General features: G+C 56.9%; 14 protein-coding genes. 7 read left to right on the top strand and 7 right to left on the bottom strand.

All coding sequences use genetic code 11. The features are described 5' to 3' along the window. Positions 1 to 17: 17 nt before the first annotated feature. Positions 18 to 623, bottom strand: a complete 606-nt coding sequence (locus ACR0MQ_RS15925) for a histidine phosphatase family protein (RefSeq protein ID WP_170774894.1) — start codon at positions 621 to 623, stop codon at positions 18 to 20. Between the two features lie 69 nt (positions 624 to 692). On the opposite strand from ACR0MQ_RS15925, the gene ACR0MQ_RS15930 reads away from it, so the two are divergent. The 3 genes from ACR0MQ_RS15930 (at position 693) to fdhF (ending at position 6,161) form a co-directional block, all read left to right on the top strand. Further along, entirely contained in the window at positions 693 to 1,574 is an 882-nt protein-coding gene (locus tag ACR0MQ_RS15930; protein WP_170774892.1) for a LysR family transcriptional regulator, read from the top strand. Between the two features lie 85 nt (positions 1,575 to 1,659). Then, on the top strand, positions 1,660 to 3,363 hold the full coding sequence (locus ACR0MQ_RS15935) for an NAD(P)H-dependent oxidoreductase subunit E (RefSeq protein WP_480609296.1): 1,704 nt from the start codon (positions 1,660 to 1,662) through the stop codon (positions 3,361 to 3,363). 11 nt (positions 3,364 to 3,374) lie between these two features. Beyond that, positions 3,375 to 6,161: a formate dehydrogenase subunit alpha gene (gene fdhF, locus ACR0MQ_RS15940; RefSeq protein WP_480609298.1), complete on the top strand. Its 2,787-nt coding sequence runs from the start codon at positions 3,375 to 3,377 to the stop codon at positions 6,159 to 6,161. A 53-nt stretch (positions 6,162 to 6,214) separates the two neighbouring features. Here the strand turns inward: fdhF and ACR0MQ_RS15945 are convergent, their stop codons facing one another. The 3 genes from ACR0MQ_RS15945 to ACR0MQ_RS15955 form a co-directional block, all read right to left on the bottom strand. Beyond that, positions 6,215 to 10,258 (bottom strand): translocation/assembly module TamB domain-containing protein, encoded by a 4,044-nt coding sequence (locus ACR0MQ_RS15945; protein ID WP_480609300.1) that lies wholly within the window; start codon positions 10,256 to 10,258, stop codon positions 6,215 to 6,217. 38 nt (positions 10,259 to 10,296) lie between these two features. After that, the gene (locus tag ACR0MQ_RS15950; RefSeq protein WP_480609302.1) at positions 10,297 to 12,102 is read right to left on the bottom strand and encodes an autotransporter assembly complex protein TamA; all 1,806 of its coding nucleotides are present in this window, start codon (positions 12,100 to 12,102) and stop codon (positions 10,297 to 10,299) included. 153 nt (positions 12,103 to 12,255) lie between these two features. After that, positions 12,256 to 13,479 (bottom strand): urate hydroxylase PuuD, encoded by a 1,224-nt coding sequence (locus ACR0MQ_RS15955; RefSeq protein ID WP_480609304.1) that lies wholly within the window; start codon positions 13,477 to 13,479, stop codon positions 12,256 to 12,258. A gap of 96 nt (positions 13,480 to 13,575) precedes the next feature. Between ACR0MQ_RS15955 and ACR0MQ_RS15960 the strand changes: the two genes are divergently transcribed. Continuing rightward, a complete protein-coding gene (locus tag ACR0MQ_RS15960) occupies positions 13,576 to 14,490 on the top strand; it encodes a LysR family transcriptional regulator (protein WP_480609306.1) in 915 nt (304 codons plus the stop codon). A gap of 2 nt (positions 14,491 to 14,492) precedes the next feature. Here ACR0MQ_RS15960 and uraH read toward each other — a convergent pair whose 3' ends face one another. After that, positions 14,493 to 14,849 (bottom strand): hydroxyisourate hydrolase, encoded by a 357-nt coding sequence (gene uraH, locus ACR0MQ_RS15965; RefSeq protein ID WP_480609308.1) that lies wholly within the window; start codon positions 14,847 to 14,849, stop codon positions 14,493 to 14,495. Between the two features lie 163 nt (positions 14,850 to 15,012). Between uraH and puuE the strand changes: the two genes are divergently transcribed. From puuE to ACR0MQ_RS15980, 3 genes are all read left to right on the top strand, one after another. Then, positions 15,013 to 16,431, top strand: coding sequence for an allantoinase PuuE (gene puuE / locus ACR0MQ_RS15970; RefSeq protein ID WP_170774876.1), 1,419 nt, complete (start codon positions 15,013 to 15,015; stop codon positions 16,429 to 16,431). After that, positions 16,428 to 16,913 (top strand): ureidoglycolate lyase, encoded by a 486-nt coding sequence (locus ACR0MQ_RS15975; RefSeq protein WP_170477437.1) that lies wholly within the window; start codon positions 16,428 to 16,430, stop codon positions 16,911 to 16,913. Before puuE ends, ACR0MQ_RS15975 begins: the two co-directional genes overlap by 4 nt. A 67-nt stretch (positions 16,914 to 16,980) precedes the next feature. Continuing rightward, the gene (locus tag ACR0MQ_RS15980) at positions 16,981 to 18,408 is read left to right on the top strand and encodes a nucleobase:cation symporter-2 family protein (protein ID WP_170774872.1); all 1,428 of its coding nucleotides are present in this window, start codon (positions 16,981 to 16,983) and stop codon (positions 18,406 to 18,408) included. A gap of 40 nt (positions 18,409 to 18,448) precedes the next feature. Here the strand turns inward: ACR0MQ_RS15980 and ACR0MQ_RS15985 are convergent, their stop codons facing one another. After that, entirely contained in the window at positions 18,449 to 19,438 is a 990-nt protein-coding gene (locus ACR0MQ_RS15985) for a glyceraldehyde 3-phosphate dehydrogenase NAD-binding domain-containing protein (RefSeq protein WP_170774870.1), read from the bottom strand. A gap of 54 nt (positions 19,439 to 19,492) precedes the next feature. Further along, positions 19,493 to 19,816: a hypothetical protein gene (locus ACR0MQ_RS15990; RefSeq protein WP_010438086.1), complete on the bottom strand. Its 324-nt coding sequence runs from the start codon at positions 19,814 to 19,816 to the stop codon at positions 19,493 to 19,495. Positions 19,817 to 19,907: the final 91 nt, after the last annotated feature.

Raw genomic sequence — 19,907 nt, forward strand, 5'->3', positions numbered from 1 at the left:
AAAGCAAGTTATCGAGATTACTTGATGTGCAAAATGGCCCGGTTCCTCAGTTCGAAAAACCCCTCTTGGGGTTCGCACATTTCAAAGACATCCCTTTGGGAAAGGCCTGCGTAGACTCCGCGTAAAACCCGGGATGTCAGACCGTGGCAGACGATCAGCGTCGTTTGGGTAATTGGCGTATTTTCGAACCAATCAAATACGCGCGCGTGGACATCGGCATAGGACTCTCCCAAAGGTGGCGGGACGGTCCATCGATCAATCGAACGCGCTCGCCACTCTTTCGGATAAAGAGATTTGATTTCAGCCGCGGTCAGCCCCTCCCACAGCCCAAAGCTGCATTCCATCAAAGCAGGTTCAAATACAATTTCCTCTTCTGGAACCTGCAGTTCCTGACACACTATCTTTGCGGTGTGCCGGGCGCGTCCGAGCGGACTGGCGAATACATTTACTTTTTCTTCGTATTTAGGTAAGCATTTAAATCGCTTTGCATTTTCAGAAGCTTGACGTCGACCTCTTTCAGTCAACGGCGAGTCCAGATGTCCTTGTCTTCTACTTTGTCTATTCCATTCGGTTTCGCCATGCCGAAAAAGGTAGATTGCAGGGTCTATAGTTGGAGTGAGCATATTCGTGCATTCCTCTCTGGCGCAAACACAGTTAGTTTAGCCTTTGACTAAGGCTTTGAGATACCGAAAATGATCGAAATCCGCGACCTGCAACTGCTGAGCGCATTGGCGCGGCATCGTCATTTCGCCAAAGCGGCTGAGGAGTGCGGTATTTCCCAGCCTGCGTTCTCAATGCGCATCCGTAATCTCGAAGATCGATTGGGTGTCTCCATTGTCCGGCGCGCCAATCGGTTTCAGGGCCTGACGGAAGAGGGCGAGATGATCGTTCAGCGCGCGCGACGCATTCTCGATGACACCAAAGCTTTGGAACAGCAGGTGTTGGCTGCCAAGGGTGAGATCGCCGGCACGCTTATTCTGGGCGTGATCCCTACGGCGATTGCCTTCACCGGACGACTGACCAAGCGGTTGCGCGACGCCCACCCGCGTATCGTGACCCGGATCGAGACCATGTCCGCGACCGCGATCCAACACCGGTTGGACGAAGGCAGCCTGGACGCGGGTATTACCTATGGCGACAGCATCGGCACCGACTTGCGGCAGGTGCAGCCGCTTTACGAAGAAACCTACGTCCTGTTGGTTCCTTCGCATATGACCGATGAGACAGGCCCTATCCCATGGGCGCGCGTGGCCGAGTTCCCGCTCAGCCTGTTGGAGCCTCAGATGCAGAACCGGCGAATTCTGGACCGGATATTTGCCGAACAGGGCTTGCACCCGGATATTGTGGCCGAGACCAGTGGGTTCACTGCCTCGATGGTTATGGCGCGCGAGGGGCTGGCTGCCACTGTGATCCCGCGCGTGCTGGTGCGGGCGCTGGGGGATTTGAAAGATACCAAAGTGCTGCCATTGGTCGACCCGGTGGTCAGCAAGCCGATTTGTCTGGCGACCCTGACTCGCGACCCGGAATTGCCCACGGTCGGCGCATTACGTGATGTGGTGGCGTCTTTACGGTGATAATCTGTCGTTATCGTACGATTGAGATATGCGATTTGACGATATGCTAGTCTGATGAGACACGGAGCCTTAATCGGAGGGCATCATGGCACCATTAGATACCAAGCCATCAGGCGCACCCAAGGGCGTCTGGAAGTCAGGTAAAGGCAAAGGGCGGCACACACCTAAAGGCCGTCAATTCACGGATGAGGCGCAGGCTGAAATCGCGCGTCTGCTGGGCGACCACCCGCGCCGTCGTGACCTGCTGATCGAATTTCTGCATTTGATTCAGGACGAACACGGCCATATCAGCGCCGACCACATTGCCGCCTTGGCGGTTGAGATGCGGATCGGGCAGGCTGAGATTTATGAGACGGCCACCTTCTATGCGCATTTCGACGTGGTGAAGGAAGGCGAGACGCCTCCGCCCGCGCTGACGATCCGGGTATGTGATTCTCTTTCGTGTGAAATGGCCGGTGCCCAGCAACTTCAAAAGGCGCTTGAAGATGGTCTTGACCCGGCAGAGGTCCGCGTTGTTCGCGCACCTTGTATGGGCCGTTGTGACACCGCGCCTGTTCTTGAGATCGGTCACAATCATATCGATCATGCGACCCCTGAAAAAGTACAGGCGGCGATTGCGACCGAAGACACGCATGCGCATCTGCCCGACTACGAAGCCTTTGCCGCTTATGAAGCTAATGGCGGCTACGCCAAGCTGAATGAGCTCCGCGACGGCGGTGACTGGGAGAAGGTGCAAGAAGACGTTCTGTCCTCGGGCCTGCGTGGTTTGGGTGGCGCTGGCTTCCCATCCGGCAAGAAATGGGGCTTTGTTCGCATGAACGAAGGTCCGCGCTATCTGGCTGTAAACGGGGATGAGGGCGAGCCCGGCACGTTCAAAGACCGCTACTACTTGGAGCGTACACCGCATGTCTTCCTCGAAGGTATGCTGATCGCCGCATGGGCAGTCGAGGCCGAGACGTGCTTTATCTACATGCGTGACGAATACCCGGCGGTTCTGGAAATCCTACGCCGTGAGATTGCCGCGCTGGAACAGGCCGGGATTGTTGAGCCCGGCTATATCGATCTGCGCCGCGGCGCCGGAGCTTATATCTGCGGTGAAGAATCCGCGATGATCGAGTCGATCGAAGGTAAAAAGGGCCTGCCGCGTCACCGTCCTCCGTTCGTGGCGCAGGTTGGGGTCTTTAACCGCCCGACCTTGGTGCACAATGTCGAGACCCTCTATTGGGTGACCAAAGTTTGCCGTGAAGGGCCTGAATGCCTTAACAGCACCGAAAAGAATGGTCGCAAGGGTTTGCGTAGCTATTCGGTCTCGGGGCGGGTCGCGAAGCCGGGTGTTTACCTTCTGCCTGCTGGCTCGACCATTTTGGATGTGATCGAAGCTGCTGGTGGTATGGCCGAAGGGCAGACCTTCAAGGCTTATCAGCCAGGTGGTCCATCCTCGGGCCTGTTGCCCGCGTCGATGGACGATATCCCATTGGACTTCGACACGCTGCAACCGCACGGCACATTTATTGGCTCTGCCGCTGTGGTGGTTCTGTCCGATCAGGACACCGCGCGCGATGCGGCGCTGAACATGTTGCGCTTCTTCGAAGACGAAAGCTGCGGCCAGTGCACGCCCTGCCGTGCAGGCTGCGAAAAGGCGGTCAAGCTGATGCAAGCCGAAAAATGGGATCAGGACCTGCTGGAAGACCTGTGTCAGGTCATGGGCGATGCCTCGATCTGCGGTCTGGGGCAGGCGGCCCCGAACCCGATCCGCCTGGTCATGAAACATTTCGCTGACGAAATCTGAGGGAGACAGCCATGCTTGATGCAAGCCCAAACAAGACCGTCACCTTCAACCTGAATGGCGAAGATGTCACCGTGCCCGAGGGCTGGACCATCTGGGAAGCCGCCAAGGGGCAGGGGTTCACAATCCCGCACCTGTGTCACAAGCCGCAACCCGGTTACAAACCCGACGGCAATTGCCGTGCCTGCATGGTCGAGGTGGAAGGCGAGCGCACGCTGGTTGCCTCCTGCATCCGCCCGGCGGCGGACGGTATGGTCGTGAAGACCGACAGTGATCGGGCCGAGAAATCGCGCGCCATGGTCATGGAGCTGTTGGTCGCGGATCAGCCTGAGGAAGCACACGACACCTCCAGCCACTTCTGGGATATGGCCAAGCTGAACCATGTCAGCGACAGCCGTTTCCCGGCGAAAGAGGCCGAGAAAATCCCGCTGTTGGATGACAGCCACGTTGCGATGCGCGTCAATCTGGACGCTTGCATCAACTGCAACCTCTGCGTCCGGGCCTGCCGCGACGTGCAGGTCAACGACGTGATTGGTATGGCCGGACGTGGCCACACAGCGCAGGTGGTGTTCGACCAGAACGACCCGATGGGTGCTTCGACCTGTGTGGCTTGTGGTGAATGCGTGCAGGCCTGCCCGACCGGTGCCTTGATGCCCGCCACTATTCTGGATGAGAACCAGCAGGGTGACAGCAAGGATTACGACAGTGAAACCGAAAGCGTCTGCCCGTTCTGCGGCGTCGGCTGTAAGGTCTCGCTGAAGGTCAAAGACGGCAAGGTCAAATATGTCGAGGGCATCAACGGTCCCGCAAACGAAGGCCGTCTGTGCGTCAAAGGCCGCTTTGGTTTCGACTACATCCACCATCCGCATCGCCTGACCAAGCCGCTGATCCGTCGTGAAGATGCGCCTGAGAAGGGCCTGAATGTCGATCCCGGCAACCTATCAACTCATTTCCGCGAAGCGACTTGGGAAGAGGCGATGGATCTGGCCGCCACCAAGTTGAAAGCCCTGCGCGAGGAAGACCCGCGCAGCGTTGCGGGCTTTGGTTCGGCCAAGTGCACCAATGAAGAGGCGTATCTGTTCCAGAAGTTCATCCGTCAGGGTTTCCGCCACAACAATGTCGACCACTGCACCCGCCTGTGCCATGCGTCGTCGGTTGCGGCCCTGATCGAAAACGTCGGCTCCGGCGCTGTTACTGCGACCTTCAACGAGATCGAAAACGCGGATGTGGCGATCATCATCGGGGCCAACCCGATCGAGAACCACCCCGTAGCCGCGACTTATTTCAAGCAGTTCACCAAACGCGGCGGCAAGTTGATCGTGATGGACCCACGCGGCGTCGGCATGCGCAAATTTGCCGATGAAATGCTGCAATTCCGTCCGGGAGCGGATGTCTCGATGCTCAACGCGATCATGAATGTGATTGTGGAAGAGGAACTATACGACAGCCAGTATATCCACCGCTGGACTGAGAACTGGGAAGCCGAGAAAGAGCATCTGCGCCAGTTCACGCCCGAGGCGATGTCGCCGATCTGTGGTATTGAACCGGATCAACTGCGCCGAGTGGCGCGCACCTTTGCACAAGCCAAGGCCGGTCTGATCTTCTGGGGTATGGGCGTCAGCCAGCACATCCACGGAACCGATAATTCGCGCTGCCTGATCTCGCTGGCCTTGATGACCGGTAACGTTGGCAAGCCGGGCGCGGGTCTTCACCCGTTGCGGGGTCAGAACAACGTTCAGGGCGCCTCAGATGCGGGTCTGATCCCGATGTTCCTGCCGGATTATCAGTCAGTCACCGATGACAGCATCCGGGCCAAGTTCAACAATGTTTGGAACGATGAACGCGACTTCTCGAACGAGAAGGGCCTGACGGTAACCGAGATCATCGATCAGGCCTATGCGGGCAACATCAAAGGTATGTACATTCAGGGTGAAAACCCTGCCATGTCTGACCCGGATGTAGGCCACGCGCGTGATGCTCTGGCCAAGCTGGAGCTGATGATCGTGCAGGATATCTTCCTGACCGAAACGGCGAACTATGCCGACATCATCCTGCCCGCCTCGGCGCTCTATGAGAAGAACGGAACCGTGTCCAACACCAACCGTCAGGTACAACGTGTGCGTCCTGCTGTGACGCCTCCGGGTGAGGCGCGCGAGGATTGGAAGATCACTGTCGAGCTTGCGCAGCGCATAGGTCTGAACTGGGAGTACACGGATGTGTCCCAGGTCTTTGCCGAGATGAAGCTGACCATGGCCTCGCTCGACAATATCACTTGGGAAAGGTTGGAGACCGAGACCATCACCTATCCCTCGCTCAGCGAAACCGATCCGGGACAGGCCATCGTGTTCGGCGACGGGTTCCCGCGCGCAGATGGTCGGGCCCGGTTCACCCCGGCCAGCGTCATTCCGCCGGATGAGGCGCCGGATGACGAGTACCCGATGATCGCCACCACGGGCCGGCAGCTGGAACACTGGCACACTGGGTCGATGACCCGCCGGGCCACTGTTTTGGACGCCGTAGAACCTGAAGCGAACTGCTCGATGAACCCGCGTACGTTGAAACTGATGGGGATTGAGCCGGGCGAGATGATCCGTCTGACTACTCGCCGCGGTTCGATTGAAATCATGGTGCGAGCTGACCGAGCGATTGCCGAGGATATGGTGTTTATACCATTCGCCTATGTCGAGGCGGCGGCGAATATCCTGACCAACTCGGCCATCGACCCATACGGCAAGATCCCCGAGTTTAAATTCTCGGCCATTCGTGTCGAAAAGATCGAAGACGCCATCGCGGCGGAATAAACTTCACGTACTCTTAGAAAGGGCGGCTCATTTGAGGTCGCCCTTTTTTGTGATCAGTAATCCCGTTCGAAGAATATACCCAACCCCGTCTCACCCCGGCCATCCACCGTACCACGCACCGTAAAGCTGTCGGTGACGTCCAGGTTCAAATTCACTTCGGTATCGCCCTCGGTATTGACGGTGAAATCGGTATAGAGGTTGTCGCTTAGATATGCGCCTGCCCCAAGGCTGCCACCGCCGCCTTCCGTTGCGCCAAGGTCTACAGTGTCAAGCCCCGTAGCCTCGCGCACGCCCTTGGTTGCATCCCCACCCGCGCCGCTGAGTTGGGCTAGTGAAGCTGCCATCTGGGCGATCACAAAAGGCGACAACTCCGAAAAACGGTTGCCGAACAGCAGCATTGCCAGTGCTTCTTCGGTCGGGCGTTCGGGGTCTGAGAACACGTCCACTTCGGGCGAATCCAGAGGACCTGCGATCTCAATGGTGGCTGTACCGTCCGAGGTGCTGGTCGAAGATTCAAACTCGATATAGGGGGTCAGGTCGCCTTGCAGTGTCACCAGACCCTTGGTCAGCGCAAGACGACGGCCCAGAATGTCGATGTTACCCCGGATCAATTCGATCTGACCCGATGGGACGACGGATGTGGTGGTTCCGCCAATCTGAATGCGCCCTCCCAATTCGGCGTTGACACCTCGGCCTCGAACAAACACGGCTTTGGGGGCAAGCAGGCCGATGTCCAATGACATGCGCGAGTTGCTTTTGGCTTTGTCTTCGGTTTCGACCAGATTGGCACGTTCCCGCGTCACAAAACCGGCACGGCTTTCGTTAATATGGTCGATTGTTGGGATTGGTGCTGCGCCAACTGCGCCTGCCGCTGCGGCAAGGTTTATGTTAGTTTCACCAAAGTTTATCTGACCGGCCAGAGCACTGTTTCCAGCCAATGCCCCGGTCAGGGCAATCTGGCCGTTCAATGTGGTCTCATACAAAAGCCTGTCTGTCAGAACGAGATTATTGAGCTTCGTGGTGATCTGAGTGTTGAAGGGCGAGGTCAGATTGATCGGGCCATTGACGGTGAAGCCTCCTCCTGCCCGCAGGCCACCCTGCAGTGCAACAGTTGCACGGCTTTGCGCGATGTTGACCGTTCCGCCGATATCGGTGATCGTTTGCCCCACATCTGGCAGCGCCATTGATGCGCCGGATGTTGAAATCGTTCCGCTGAGCGCATCCAGTGCAGGCGCCCCTTTCAGGGCTAGATCGAACCGAGCTTTACCTGCCAGGCTATTGGGTGAAATAAACGCATTGGCGATACCTATGTTGATACCGCCTTGCATCTTCAAGTCTGCCTCGCCGCTACTTTCATCAAAGGTACCCGCGACCGTAGTGTTAATCTCGGCGGGGCCGTCGGCTTTGGCGTCGATAGTCCACTTGCCTGCATCCCGACGAGCATTTCCATTGGCAGACAGGGTTCCAGGGAAATCGGGGATCAGACGTTCGAGCCGATTGATCTTGGCCTCAAAATCAAAGTCGGCTGAACCATTGGTGTCAACGGTTCCCGACAAGTCGGCATAAGAGCTCTCAGGTCCTTGCAAGCGGGCGTTGCCCTCAAGGCCAGACCCGGTCGGGGCGACATTGCCATCAAGTTCTAGCGGGCCGGACAGAGTAGGCGAGACCCGACCCACATTGTCCAGCATGGCCGAGAAATTCAGGCCACCTGCTTCACGGTCCAATCGTCCCGATGCATCTGCAGTCAGCGCTGTTCCGTTCAGATTGAACGTGCGGATGTTAAGACCTTGATCGTCGTTTGCGGCATCCACGTTTAGCGTTGTTCTGCCCTGAACAAGCGCATCAATCACGTTTATACCTGTTCCAAGATCATCCGCGCTGAGGTTGCCAATGATCTCAAAAGTCTTGCTACCTTGCGCGGCTCTGCCTGTGACATCAGCATTGATTGATCCCGTCAGGTCGCGCCCGACGAGGCCTGAGAACACTGACAAATCCGGTGCCGTTACCTTGGCACTGCCGTCTACGGCAATGTCGCCGATAGGATCATTAATCGTAGCACCGACCTCGGCGGTCAACGCGGCGCTTTTGATTGTAGCATTTCGGACGACGACCTGATCGCCGGAATGTGCGCCGTCCAGATTGATCGATACCCGGCCTCTCAACAGCGGATCGAACTCAATCATCCCTGTTTCGATATTTGTACCGATAACGCTGGCCTGGCCGTCAAACTCCAGTGTTTGTACGGTGCCGTTGCCATCCAGCCGGGCCTGCACCGCACCGGAGAGATCACGCTTAGCGAGGCCCGAGAATACCTTCAGATCGGGGGCGTTGACGTTGGCCTGCCCATCGATCGTCATGTTGCCATTAAGGGTCGTGACCGTACCGCTGGCCTGAGCAGTCAGTGCATCACCACTGATCGAAAGCTCCCGTATGGACACGCCATCGGTTCCGCGTTTGGCATCTAACACAATGTCGGTTTCACCGGTGATCATTGGGTCGATATCGTCGCGGCCAGTAACCAAATCGCGCCCGTTTACTGTTAGCTTGCCATCAAAGCTGCGTTCCAGCGGTGAGCCTTTGCCTTCAACTTTGATCGAAGCTTCGCCACCTAGCTGCAGCTGTGCGAGGTTCGAAAACCTCGATAGGTCGGTGGCCTGCAGCAGTGCCGCGCCATCAACCTGCAACCCTGTCTCAAGCCCGCTGATCACGGCATCGGTTTCAAGGGTATAGTCGCTGCCAACCAGTTCGAAACCGGTCAGTTGTAAGGACTGGTCACTGCCATAATCGAACCGTCCATCCAGCGTGATCTGATCCCCAACGGCAGCTTTCAGCGCTGGGTCAGTCAAATCGATGCCATCAAGCACGGCCTGGACGTCTCCATTCATCGATAAGCCGCTGGACTGATCCAAGGTGCCCTGCCCAGTAATTCTGGCGTGATCAATATTCAGATTGGGGGTCTCAACGTTGTCAGTTGTCAGGCTCAGATCCCAATAGTTACCGTTTTTGGAGTTGTACAAGGCCGAAATCTGCGCCGCGCCAATGGACGTGTCGCCGCCACTGACGGGCAGAACAACTTTGTCGCCTTCTGGTGGCGTGATGCGGCCTTGAAGGGCAACCAGTTGCAATGCACCGCCCGAGGCAAGGCTCACCTCGCTTTTCAGTTCCAATGCTTCTGAGGTGATCTCAATGTCCGAGATGTCCAGCGCGCCATCGGAATGGGTGCGCCCGTCCACGAAAAGCCTCGTGTCTGTGCCAAAAAACGTGTCCATCTCTTGGGCCAGGAACGGAGTCAGGTCGCCGCCGACATCGGCAGTAAATGCAATCCCATCGGATGCAGTGCCATTCTCTTCGGCTGTCCGCAGTCGAACTTGGCCAGATACGCGAAGCTGTTGATCGCTGCTCAGCCCGATATCGGCGTTGAAATCTGATACCGGCCCCGAACCTTTTGCGGTCAGTTTTAGCGGCGGGGCATCGGGGATGGACAGGGCCGTTGCGATCAACCCGCCCGAGGCTTCGGCGACGGTGAGGTCCAGGTCGATCTGGCTGTTATCGTTCTGGAATCCGGCTTTAAGATCAATCGTATCACCCGCTCGATCCAGCCGGTCGATATCCAGCGTTGTATCCAGCGTTCCGTCCGCCAGCGAGAGGTTACCATTCACGGCAAGATCAGCCGCAACGCCGATCAATGGCTCACCCAAAGACAAATCATCGACCCGAAGCTCGCCGATTTCGATGGAAACCGGAAGCTCGGGCAGTTGAAAGGGTTGGGTCTCGGCTGAAGGCGGCGGCGTGTCCTTAGTCGTCGTGCCCGGGGCACGGGCGATGTCAATCTCCTGCGCCGACAATGTATTGACTGAGAATCGACCCCGCAGCAACGCCAGCCGGTTCCAATCCAGCTCAGCATTTTTGATGGTCAGCCAGACACTTTCGTCATCGGCGACGGTAATTTCCTGAATCGTCGCTCGTGAACTCAGCGCGCCTTCCAGACCAATCACCCGCACATTTTGATCGTCACCTGATAGGGTATCCTGCAGGAACCGTTCAATCATGCTGCCGCCTTCGTCCTGCGCGGTCGCTGCCGGGGGGACGACGGTCACTGCTGAACTCAGCAACAGAGGATATACAAAGCGACGCATTAGAAAGCCTGCCCGATCCCGATGTAGAACTGCAGCCCATCGCCCGTGTCACCCTGAACTGGTACGGCCAGGTCAAAGCGCAACGGCCCGAAACCGCCCAGATCATAGCGAATACCTAGCCCGGCGCCAGAATGCTCTTCCGCGCCGCTGCCGATGAATGAGGACGTGTCGACGACGCCATAGTCATAGAAGCCGACCAACGAGATTGTGTCGGTGACTTTGCCACGAACTTCAGCTGACAGTCCCAGAAAGGACTTACCGCCGGCAACACCGTCCCCGACTGGGATGCCGAGGCTTTCATAGGGCTGACCGCGTACCGTTCCCGCGCCGCCCGAGAAGAACAGGAAATCCGGCGTCACACCGTCTGGCGGCGGGCCAAGGACTGATCCAAGTTGAACGCGCCCGGCGAGCACCAACCGGCCGCCTGTGCCTATGTCGTTATAGTAACGCCCGTCAAAAAACATCCTCAGGCCAGTGTCAGAACCAGAGAACCCGACAAAGGGCATTACCTGCGAATCCAGGTAGTAGCCACGCGTGGCGCTGACCTTGCTATCCCGTTCATCCCATTCAGACCGGAAGGGCAGGATGAAGTACCGGAACTTGCGGCCATCGCCATAGGCGTCATCCGCGTCTGACCATTGGAAACCGGCTGAGGCTTCGGCATAAAGACGGTCCGAAAAAGTGCGGCGGGCACCATAGGCAAGCGAGGCGATAGTGACGTTATAATTCTCGGTATTTCGCCGTTCCAGCAGTGCGCTCCAGAATGTATTGTCATCTGGGCCGAGCCGGTCTGGTTGATCCAAACGCAGGCCAATGCGCCCGTCGATATCCTCGGCGCCGCCAATGTTGCGGATCGCAGCCTCAAACCTTAACCGCTCTGCCCGCCGGAAAACATTCCGATGGGTCCACGTGGCAGTTAAATCCAGCCCATCGCGCGAGGCGATCTCGGCCCCGAAAGTCAGCCGACGAGGGGGAAGATCTTCGAATGTGGCATCGAAATCCAATGTGCCGTCCGGGTTGGGCTCATCATGTTCCTTTATAGAGACCGTGCTGAACGTGCCGGTGCGCCGCAGCCGGGTTCCAACTTTTTGCACCTGTTCTGGCGAATAAATTTCACCCGAGGGAAAGCCTGCAATTTTTTCGATCGACCGATGGCGAACGTTAGTGTCGCCTTGGATGTTCATTTTGCCGAACCGCAGCCTTGGCCCCGGTGCCAGATCAATTGTGGCATCCAGTCGTGCCTGCGCATGTCGCGCGATTACTTTTTGGTCCGACACCTCTGCCTTTGCGTGGCCCGTATCGCGCCAGCCTTGGACCCCTGCGGATGCTGCTTGCTGGATTGCTCCGGTGGTGGCCGTTTTGCCTATGGCAAATTCCTCGGGTAGCACGGTTTCTGGTGCCAATGGTTGAACGACAGCCGTGCCAAATTTGAACTTCGGCCCTGAGTTGACCAATATCGTTGCACGTTTGAACTGGGTCGGAACATTCAAAGAGTTGATATTTGCAGCTTCCTGCCCGTCTAACTTGATGCTGACAACGGGGCTGAAATACCCTTCATCATACATGATTTGAACGATGGTGCGGTAGTCGGACAGAGCAGCCGACAGGATTTCCAGCGACGTATCCAGTCCACGCGATTCTGAGGTAAAAACCGATGAGGTCTCTTCCAGTCGGTCAATCAGATCTTTAGATGCGCCGGTAGCGGAGAGGGTGGTTTCCAGCGCGGATGCAAGATTGGGAGACAATGCCAAAAGGGCGCAAAAAAACCAGCTTCTCAGAACGCTGCGCGGTCTGCTCCCTATCATTGTCTGGCTCCAACTGCCCCAAGTCGAAATCACTATGGCCGCGAAACAATAGAAATGCGGCTTGTTGAATTCATTTAGAGCATTTGGCGACGCCAAGGGGAAGAACTAAACCAAACTCAGTTGCTATTATTGGCTCGACCGTGTCCCAATTTCTCACAGATCGGCATTTCGGAACCACCTAATGATTGCGTCGCGATCTTCGGGCTCCATGTAAGTGACGTTTGCGGGGGGCATTGCGTGGGTGACGCCGGATTGCAGATATATCTGCTGCGCGTTCCGCGCAATGTCGGCCTCGGTTTCCAGCAACACACCTTTGGGTGCCCACAGGATGCCTTCCCAGACAGGCTCACGCGCGTGGCACATGGAACAGCGCCCCAAAACAATGTCGTGCGCTTCTTCAAAGCCATCCGCCGCTGCAAATTTCTGTTCATATGGTGTAAGCTGTTGCGCTTCAGTCTCTTCCAACGGGTCGTGCATGGAAGCGGTCGACAGCCACATGATGGCCATGAACAGCAGTGCAGTCACCAGCCAGGTCCAGGTTGGATTACCGGCGCGCGCATGGCGGGTGTTGAAATAGTGGCGAATGGTGACGCCCATCAAAAAGACCAACGCGGCGATGATCCAATTGTACTCGGTGGCAAAGGCCAGCGGGTAGTGGTTCGACAGCATCAGGAACACAACGGGCAAGGTCAGATAGTTGTTGTGAGTCGAACGCAGTTTGGCGATTTTGCCGTACTTGGGATCAGGCGTACGTCCGTTTTTGAGATCATCCACAACAATGCGCTGATTTGGCATAATTATGAAGAACACATTCGCCGTCATGATCGTGGCCGTGAAAGCCCCCAGATGCAGCATCATCGCACGGCCGGTGAAGATTTGGTTATAACCCCAGCCCATGGCCACCAGCAGGACAAACAACAGAACCATCAGCAGCGTCGGGCGTTCACCGAGACCCGACTTGCACAGAAAATCATAGACCAGCCAGCCAATCGTCAGCGACGCAGCCGAGATCAGGATGCCCTGCCACAGCGCCAGATCAGCTTTATGCGCATCGATCAGGTAAAGCTCGCCGCCAACCCAGTAGACGATCATTAAAAGCGCGGCGCCGCTCAGCCAAGTCGCGTAGCTTTCCCATTTGAACCAGGTCAGGTGGTCAGGCATGCGCTCCGGCGCGACAAGATATTTCTGGATGTGATAAAAGCCACCGCCATGGACTTGCCATTCCTCGCCGTCCGCCGGGCCGGGAATATCGCGGTTCAGGCCAAGGTCCAGCGCGATGAAATAGAAGGATGATCCGATCCAGGCGATCGCAGTGATGACGTGCAGCCAGCGCACGCCAAAACCAATCCAATCCCAGAACACGGCGAAGTCGTACATTGATGAGGTCTCCGATAAGTTATCGCCACACTAGGCAAACGGGCTTTTCTTCGGTATTCCCGTATATTGTCAAACTGTATCAAAAAAAACGATAAGATGTCCTATCTCGACAACATTCGAACCTTTGTACGGGTTTATGATCTAGGCAGTATGTCAGCCGCCGGACGCGATATGCGAATCTCACCTGCGGTGACGTCAGCGCGGATTTCGCAGTTAGAAGATCACCTTGGGGTTCGTCTGTTCCAGCGAACCACACGCAACTTGACCCCGACTGAGCAAGGGCGTGCATTTTACCCCGGTGCAGTTGCAGTTCTGGATGCGGTGGATGAGGCAGAAGCGCAAGTCACACATCTGACCGAAGCGCCGCGCGGGTCGCTGTTCGTCGCAGCGCCCCTGGGTGTCGGGCGCCGTCTTCTGGCACCTCATGTGCCTGATTTTCTGTCAGAATACCCTGAGATTGATGTGCGTCTAAGGCTGACAGACCGCTCTGTCGACCTAACCACCGAAGGGTTGGATCTGGCCTTTTTCATCGGTCAGCCCGAAGACAGCACATTGCGCATTCGCAAGATCGCGGATTGTCAGCGCGTGCTATGCGCGGCCCCTGGTTACGTGAGCCGTTGTGGGATGCCCGAATCTGGGACGGATCTGATTTCAGGCAAACATGAGTGTTTGAACCTACGCTTCCCCGGAGCGGCAGAGTTTCAGTGGATGCTGGAAACGCCCGATGGCCCGAAGCGGTTCGCTGTTTCAGGCCGCTATGAGTGCGACGATGGCGATGTTTTAACCGATTGGGCGTTGTCAGGGCAGGGAATTGCTATGAAACCTGTCTTTGAGGTGTCCGAACATCTGAAGGCAGGACGATTGATCCCGGTGGCGACGCAAACGCCACCGGTGCCGGTTCAAATGGCTTGCCTGTATACCCATCGCCGCCACCAAGATCCCAAGGCACGGCTGTTTATGGATTTCATGATTGATCGTGTCGGCAAGGTGGTCCGCAGCGCCGAAATCTAGGTCTAGCTGCCCCGATAGGTCGAATACCCATAAGGGGATAGAAGCAGCGGCACATGGTAGTGGGCATACGGGTCGGACATACCAAAGCGGATAGGCACCTGATCCAGAAACAGAGGATCATCGCCGTCCTGGCCCGTCGCGCGTAGGTAATCGCCAGCAAAGAAAATCAGTTCATACGTGCCGGTTTTGAAGTCGTCCTGCGGTAGGATCGGACTGTTGGTGCGACCATCCTCGTTGGTTTCCATCTCAGCCAGTTTGCGATGAGAATCTCCCGACACTTCGTAAAGAGAGATTTTCAACCCCTCAGCGGGGCAGCCGCGTGCCGTGTCCAGAACATGGGTCGTCAGATAGCCAGCCAAGGGTCTCTCCTATGTGTTTCTTTTGGTGTGCCACAGTCTGGGCCAAACAGCAAAATGGTTGAAATGCCGAAAGAACTGGAAACAGTGTTCGGATTGATTTGATAATCAATGGACCGTTTCTGCGGTAAAGCTGTCAAAACACCTAATCGGACTGGAAGACCCTATGCAGCCGCCTCGTTACCCCCGCGATATGATCGGATATGGAGCCAACCCGCCTGACGCCGCATGGCCCGGCGGGGCGAAACTGGCTGTACAGATCGTGCTGAACTACGAAGAGGGTGGTGAAAACTGTGTTCTGCATGGGGATGCTGCGTCTGAGGCGTTCTTGTCCGAGATAGTCGGGGCGGCGCAATGGCCGGGCCAGCGTCACTGGAACATGGAATCGATCTATGAATACGGCGCGCGGGCAGGGTTCTGGCGCCTGCATCGGTTGATGAAAGATCTGCCGATCACTGTCTACGGTGTAGCGACGGCTTTGGCGCGCTCGCCAGATCAGGTGGCCGCAATGAAATCGTCAGGGTGGGAGATTGCCAGCCACGGGCTGAAATGGGTCGAGCACAAGGACATGCCCGAGGATGAAGAGCGGGCTCAGGTTGCAAAAGCTATCCGCTTGCATACCGAAGTTGTGGGGGATCGCCCGCGTGGCTGGTACACCGGGCGCTGTTCGGACAACACTGTGCGTCTGGTCGCCGAAGAGGGTGGTTTTGCCTATGTCGCGGACACCTATGCAGACGATCTTCCATACTGGATGCAAACCGGTGGCCGGGATCAGTTAATTGTTCCCTACACGCTGGATTGCAACGATATGCGCTTTGCCACACCGCAGGGGTTCAACGCCGGGGATCAGTTCTATTCTTATCTGAAAGACAGCTTCGATGCGCTTTATGCAGAAGGCGAAGCTGGCGCACCCAAGATGCTGTCGATCGGTCTTCATTGTCGCTTGATCGGGCGTCCGGGACGCGTCATGGCGCTGAAACGGTTTCTGGATTACGCGCTCGGGTTCTCGGATGTGTGGTTTGCAACGCGATTGCAGATTGCGGAACATTGGGCTGAAATGCACCCGCCGGCTGAGCGCCCAAAACCCTCACAGATGGGCCGCGACGAATTTGTCTCCGCTTACGGAGGTATCTTCGAGCATTCCGCATGGATCGCCGAGCGAGCACATGGTCTGGAACTGGGCGCGGCACATGACACAGCGGGTGGATTGCACAATGCTTTGACCCGCATGTTCCGGTCCGCCTCGGACGAGGAACGGCTGGGTGTGTTAACGGCCCACCCCGATCTTGCTGGTAAACTGGCGCAGGCCAAGCGGCTGACACAGGAAAGCACGTCTGAGCAGGCTTCGGCCGGTCTCGATGCGCTGACGGATGACGAAAGAGCCACCTTTACCGAATTAAATCAGCGCTACACCGAAAAATTTGGTTTTCCGTTCATTATCGCCGTTAGGGACCACAACAAGGCCTCGATCCTGGGCGCATTTGAGCGGCGGATCGAACAGGATCGCGAGACCGAGTTCGCCGAGGCATGCCGGCAGGTCGAACGGATCGCCGAATTCCGTCTGCGCGATGTGCTGCCTTCATGACCCAGATTGTTGCTGAAACTATCTCGACAGCAGCGTTCGCGGCATTTGGCGATCTGATTGATATCTCAGGTGAGCCTGACAAAATGATCAATCAGGGCCAATGCGGCCGTTATCACGACCGGGCTGGACTGGATTTCGGTAACGCGCGTGCCGGTATTAGCCTGTTTAACGCCAACCCGCGCGAATTGCCCTACCGGCTGGAAATGGTCGAGCGTCATCCCGATGGCAGCCAGGCCTTTATTCCGATGACTCACCAGCCTTTTCTGGTGATTGTCGCACCGGATGAGGGCGGAAAACCCGGGCAACCAAGGGCTTTCATCACGCTCCCCGGGCAAGCTGTGAACTATCACCGAGGCACTTGGCACGGGGTTCTAACTCCTCTGCACGGGCCCGGCCTGTTCGCGGTCGTCGATAGGATCGGGGACGGTCCAAATCTAGAAGAATACTGGTTCAGCACTCCGTACGAGGTGGTCGACCGCTGAATCCAAATACGAAGCCGCCAAAGAAGCGGTAAGAACCCCATTGGATCTTAGGGAGGACAATGAGATCATGGCCGAAACTTCGATAGGGACCCCCGAACAACTTCGGGACCCGAACTATACGCCCGCCTTACACAAGGCGATACCGCTGGGCATTCAGCATGTGCTGGCGATGTTTGTTTCAAACGTCACACCGGCCATTATCGTGGCCGGAGCCGCCGGGTTTGGATTTGGATCCAATTCCCCTGATTTTCCTGAGCTGCTCTACCTGATCCAAATGTCGATGCTGTTCGCGGGTCTGGCAACCTTGTTGCAGACTGTGACGCTGGGCCCAGTTGGCGCGGCACTGCCGATTGTTCAGGGAACAAGCTTTGCCTTTCTGCCCATCATGATCCCGCTTGTCGCTGGTAAGGGTGTGGATGCTTTGGCAGCACTGTTCGGTGGCGTCCTGATCGGTGGTCTTTTTCACGCCTTTCTAGGCCTGTTCATTGGCAAGATACGTTTTGCGCTTCCGCCGCTGGTGACCGGGCTTGTCGTGACAATGATCGGTTTGGCGCTGGTCAAGGTTGGCATTCAATATTCTGCTGGTGGCGTGCCTGCGATTGGTACTCCGGAATACGGATCGCTGCTCAACTGGTCGGCGGCGTTGGTCGTGGTTGTCGTGACGCTGGGCCTCAAGTTCTTTGCGCGTGGTATGCTGTCGGTGTCTGCCGTACTCGTCGGATTGGCGGTTGGCTACGTCTATGCCCTAATGGTCGGCATGGTGACGTTCGAAGCCATCGGCAACAGCTGGTCGCGGGCCTCTGCATTCGCACTGCCAGTCCCGTTCAAATATGGCTTTGAGTTCTCATTGGCGGCCATTATCGGATTCTGTCTGATGTCTTTCGTCTCGGCCATTGAGACCGTCGGTGACGTGTCGGGGATCACCAAGGGTGGTGCAGGTCGTGAGGCGACAGACAAAGAAATCGAAGGTGCAACATATGCCGATGGTTTTGGAACTGCGCTCGCCGGTATGTTCGGTGGGTTTCCGAATACATCGTTCAGCCAGAATGTCGGCTTGATCGCGATGACAGGCGTCATGAGCCGTCATGTTGTGACCTGCGGGGCCTTGTTCCTGATCCTGTGTGGTCTCGTGCCGAAGGTCGGAGCGATCATTCGCACTGTACCCATCGAAGTGCTGGGTGGCGGCGTGATCGTCATGTTCGGCATGGTGGTTGCGGCAGGCATCTCGATGCTGTCGGACGTGGATTGGAATCGCCGCAACATGGTGATCTTTGCGATCTCACTGTCGATTGGTCTTGGGTTGCAGCTGGAACCTGGTGCGGTCCAGCACCTGCCGGATACGCTCCGCATTCTGATGACAAGCGGCCTGTTGCCAGCGGCGCTGATCGCTATCGTGCTGAACCTGGTCCTGCCTGAAGAGCTGGCAGAAGAATCGACCGAGGAAGTTTCTGGCGGAATGGCCGGTCACGGCTCTGGCAGCCTGCCTCACGAATGAGGCCTATGAGCAATCTCGCAGCGCGGCTCAGCGCTGCGGGTCACCCCGCTTCGGCCATCAAGCGTGCGACATCCAGCATGCGGGCCGAAAACCCCCATTCATTGTCATACCAACCAAAGACCCTGATTTGGTTCTCTCCGATCATACGCGTCTCGGGCCCGGCCAAAACGAGTGATTCAGGACGGGAGCGCAAATCAGATGATACCAAGGGCAGATCGGTCCAGCCCAGTACGGCAGAAGCTGCGACCGCGTTGCGAAACGCTTGGTCGAACTGATCCGCGCTCTTGCCCCGTTCAAGGGTGGCGACAAGATCGACAGCAGATACGCTGGCCGTGGGAACACGCACCGCAGCCCCTGAAATGCGACCGGCAAGATTTGGCAGCACAACATCGATCAGATGTGTGGCGCTTGAGGTCGTGGGCACCATCGACAACGCACCAGCGCGCGAACGAGCCAGATCCCCGCGTGGCGCATCGACCATAGGCTGGCTGTTTGTATAGCAGTGGATCGTGGTCATGTGCCCGGACACAAGCCCGCCGATTTCATCAATCAGTTTGACGAGCGGTGCCAGCCCATTCGTGGTGCATGACGCATTCGACACGATCCGTGCGTTGCCCAATTGATCTTCGTTTGCACCCAGTACAACCGTGACCTCGGCAGCAGGTGAGGGGCCGGAAATCAGCACTTTGCCCGCCCCGGCAGTCAATCCCCGGCTGGCAACATCCGATGTGCGCGCGATGCCGGTGCAATCGAGCATGACATCGACGCCGGACAGATCGACCTTTGCCAAATCTGCGCTGTGGGACATTGGAACAATCCGGCCATCGATGTTCAATGCTCCACCTTCGGCTGCCACCGAACCTGGATAAGGTCCGAATGTGCTGTCGTACTTGAACAGATATGCGCAGGTTTCGAGCGGTGCGATATCGTTGATCAGCACCAGCTCGATATCCGAATGCTGCGACGGGCCTAGGACCTGTCGCAGGATGGTGCGGCCGATACGGCCGAATCCGTTGATCGCAAGTTTCATGCGCAAGCTATGGCAGGCAGATCATGCGATCTCAATCAAAGTATTGTACCAATTTCAGTTGCAGCTGACCTGTGAAAAGAACTGGCCCGAGATGTTCTGATACATGCTGGAATAGATCGCCTTGCATCCGGTCGCCTGCTGTATCGCAGCCATCGCCTGAATGGTGCGCAGACGTGGCGGGGGGCCAAAGGGGTTCAGATTGTTGTTGTCCCGCGTGGCCCGATAGACCACAGGCGCGTCCGAGACCTGCGTCACCGCCCAGGTACGGCTCATGACGAAAACGGACTTGGTTTCTTCCTTGGCTGCGACCGGCTCGGCGTTGAACGCCGAAAGGCCAAGGGTGGCAACCAGTGCAATCATCGTACCGCGCAGTAACATTGAACAATCTCCAGTGCTGAAAACTTATGTAATTTCATCAGATTCCACCGATTCTGTGAACCCCTATACCGGACATTAACGCTATGGTCGT

This window comes from Ruegeria sp. AN6 (assembly GCF_056540425.1).